Consider the following 3,483-nt stretch of genomic DNA (forward strand, 5'->3'; position numbering starts at 1 on the left):
TCGATCGCCACCGCGGAGCCCTTCTTGGCGTTTCCCTCGTTGTTGGTGAGCTGCTTCCAGGCCACTTCCTGCGCCTTGGGCTCGATCGACAGCACCACGTTGCCGCCGCCGGCCTTGTCACCGGTGAACATGGCGCTGACCCGGTCGGCGAAGAGCTTGTCGCTGGCGCCGGAGAGGAACTCGTTCTCGCTGCGCTCGATGCCGACCTCGGCGATGTTGACCGGCTTGTAGCCGACGATCGGCGCGTAGACCTGCCCGCCGGGATACTGCCGGAGGTACTTCAGGGTGTCGTCGGTCAGCTTGTTCTGGGCCAGCGGCTGACGCCCCGCCTCGATGACGCCGCGCGGCACTTCGTATTCGGCCACCCGGACGCGGCCGTTGTATTCGTTGGTGCGATATTCGTCGGCCTTGTAGCCCTGCACCCAGTTCAGGTTGGCGAAGAGCAGGCCGAACAGGACGAGGATGACCACGCCGGCCCTGCGCAGGGGTGCGTTCACGGCTTGATCACCTCCGTCATGGCGCCGTGCAGCTGGACGGGTGGTTGCTTCGGTCCACCGGACTGCGCCGGCCCCGCCGTCGCGGGTCTGCGGGCGGCATCGGAGATCCGCAGCAGCATCGCGATGAGCAGCCAGTTCGCCATGAGCGAGGAGCCGCCGGCGGACAGGAACGGCGTGGTCTGACCGGTCAGCGGGATCAGCCCGGTGATGCCACCAAGGATGACGAAGACCTGCAAGCCCAGGGTGAACGCGAGGCCGCCGGCGACCAGCTTGCCGAAGGAATCCCGGACCCCCAGGGCCGCGCGCAGGCCGCGCTCGACGATCAGCAGGTAGCAGACCAGCAGCGCGGAGAGGCCGAAGAGCCCGATCTCCTCGCCCATGCCGGCGAAGATGAAGTCGTTGCGCACCTCGGGCACGAAGCCGGGTGAGCCGGCGCCCGGGCCGGTGCCGAACAGGCCGCCGGTGCCGAGCCCGAGCAGGCCCTGGACCAGCTGATAGCTGCCGCCGAGGCGGTCGTAGTTTTCCGACGCGAACGGGTCGAGCCAGACCGTGGCCCGGTCGTAGAAGTTGGCGAACGGGCCGCCGATCGAGGCACCCAGCAGGTAGGCCAGGTAGACGCCGCCGAAGAACATCACCAGGCCGATGATCAGCCAGCTGACCCGCTCGGTGGCGACGTAGAGCGTCACCACGAACAGGCCGAAATAGAGCAGCGCCGTGCCGAGGTCCTTTTCGAAGACCAGGACCAGCAGGGAGAGCAGCCACACGGTGACGACCGGGCCGAGGTCGCGGCCGCGCGGGAAGTCGATGCCGAGGAACCGGCGGCTGGCCAGCGACAGCACCTCGCGCTTGCGGACCAGGTAGTAGGCGAAGAACGAGACCAGCGCCAGCTTGGCGAACTCGCCGGGCTGGATCGAGAACGCGCCCATCTTGATCCACAGCTTCGCGCCGTTGACCTCGGAGATGCTGGCCGGCAGGACCGCCGGGATCATCACCAGCACGATGCCGACCAGGCCCAGGGTGTACGCGTACCGCGAGACCGTCTTGTGGTCGCGGACCACCAGCAGCAGCACCGCGGCCAGCACCAGCGCCACCAGCGTCCAGGCGAGCTGACGGCCGCCCACCCCGGCGAAGATGCCCGGTTCGGGCTGCTTCAACGCGATGGACCTGGCCAGGTCCAGCCGGCGCAGGAAGCCGACGCCGAGGCCGTTGATCAGCGCCACCGTCGGGATCAGCACCGGGTCGGCGTACAGGGCGGTGAAGCGGACCACCAGGTGCAGGGCGACGAACAGGACGCTCAGCAACGCGGCGGGCACCCAGAACGTCGGCGTGATCTTGTCGAACTGGTTGGCCTCGACCGTGGCGCCGTACGCGGCCACCAGAATCATCGCCAGCGCGAGCAGGCCCAACTCCGCGTTGCGCCCAGTCTTCGTGCCCGGGACACGTGGCATCTCACCCGTGGTCGCGGGTGTGGGAGCCGGAACGGCGGGCGCGGTCAAGAAGGAGTCCCCAGACTTCGGTGAGCGGACGCTCAGTCGACGGGCCGGCACCCGACCGGGTCGACGACCGGCGGGGCAGACTCCGAGGGCTGGGCGTCCGGCGTGGTGGCCGGCGTGGTGGCCGGCGCCGACGAGGAGATGAGCGGGCCGGAAGACGCGATCGTCCCGGTCGCGGACGGCTTGCCGGACGGGTTCACCGGCTCCGACACCGTCGGCGCGGCGCTGCCGGCCACGCAGATCGGCTTCAGGTTGGGGTTGGACGGCTGGTCGCTGGTCAGCTCCTGCAGCATCCGCTGGGCGTCGGGCTGGCTGTCGGCGTGGATGCCCTGCTTGACCCGCTCCTGAGCGACCGAGGTGAGGTCGTCCAGGCGCGCCTCGCTGGTCGCGTTGACGCTGGAGAGGTCAAGGCCGGCGATCTGGCCGGGCACGCCGCGGAATATCGCTAGCTGGCCCTGCTCGGTGGCGCCGACGTAATACTGCTTCTGGGTGTATTGCCAGCCCAGGTAGAGCCCGCCGCCGAGGATGCCGAGCAGCAGGCACAGCAACAGGCTGGTGCGCACCGGGTGCCGTTTGGGCTGCTCCGACTCGTCCCGGTCGTAGACCGCGCCCTCGGGCTGCGGGGGCCGCGGCTTCTGCAGCGCCGCTGCCCGGGCCGCCGCGCTCGAGGCGTCGGCGACTGTGGAGTTGCCGCGATCGCGGGCGGCCGCGCCGCCGACGATCGGAGACTGCTCCATGATGTCGGCGTCGGTCGCGTCGGCGACCACCACCGTGATGTTGTCCGGGCCGCCGCCGCGCAACGCCAGCTGCACGAGACGCTCGCAGCACGCCTGCGCGTCCTGGATGTCGCGCATGCTCTCGCCGATGGTCTCGGCGCTGACGACGCCGGAGAGGCCGTCGCTGCAGATGAGGTAGCGGTCGCCCTTGAGGACCTGGCGGACTGAATACTCCGGGTCGATGTCACGGCCGTCGAGCGCGCGGGTGAGCAGCGACCGCTGCGGGTGGCTGCTCGCCTCCTCCGGGCTGATCCGGCCCTCGTCCACCAGCATCTGAACGTACGTGTCGTCCTTGGTGATCTGGGCGAACTCACCCTGGCGCAGCATGTAGGCGCGCGAGTCGCCGATGTGCACCATGCCGATCTTGCTGCCGGAGAAGAGCACCGCGGTCAGCGTCGTGCCCATCCCCTCCAGATGCGGGTTGGCGTCGACGGTGTCGCGCAGGGTCTGGTTGGCGGTGCCCACGGCGTGGCGGAGGGCGTCGACCAGCGCATCGCCGGGGACGTCCTCGTCGAGCGGAGCCATGGCCGCGATGACGATGTTGCTGGCGACGTCACCGGCGGCCATGCCACCCATGCCGTCGGCGACGGCAAGGAGCCGCGGTCCGGCGTAGACGGAGTCTTGATTTCCGTCTCGGATCAGACCGCGGTCGCTCTGGGCGGCGTAACGCAGGGTCAGGGTCATGGCCGTAACTCGAGTGAAGTGCGGCCGATCCGG

The 3,483-nt window shown here is 69.6% G+C and carries 2 protein-coding genes and 1 pseudogene; all 3 read right to left on the reverse strand.

Annotated features, from left to right (window positions below; all coding sequences use genetic code 11):
- Nucleotides 1-497: pseudogene (locus tag DMB66_RS56615) on the reverse strand (penicillin-binding protein 2); the annotation flags it as partial.
- Entirely contained in the window at nt 494-1,945 is a 1,452-nt protein-coding gene (locus tag DMB66_RS56620; protein WP_125812266.1) for an FtsW/RodA/SpoVE family cell cycle protein, read from the reverse strand. The gene DMB66_RS56620 and the pseudogene DMB66_RS56615, both read right to left, overlap by 4 nt.
- An 80-nt stretch (nt 1,946-2,025) precedes the next feature.
- Nucleotides 2,026-3,450, reverse strand: coding sequence for a PP2C family serine/threonine-protein phosphatase (locus DMB66_RS56625; RefSeq protein ID WP_125812267.1), 1,425 nt, complete (start codon nt 3,448-3,450; stop codon nt 2,026-2,028).
- Nucleotides 3,451-3,483 lie beyond the last annotated feature (33 nt).

The sequence above is a fragment of the Actinoplanes sp. ATCC 53533 genome (genome assembly GCF_003947245.1).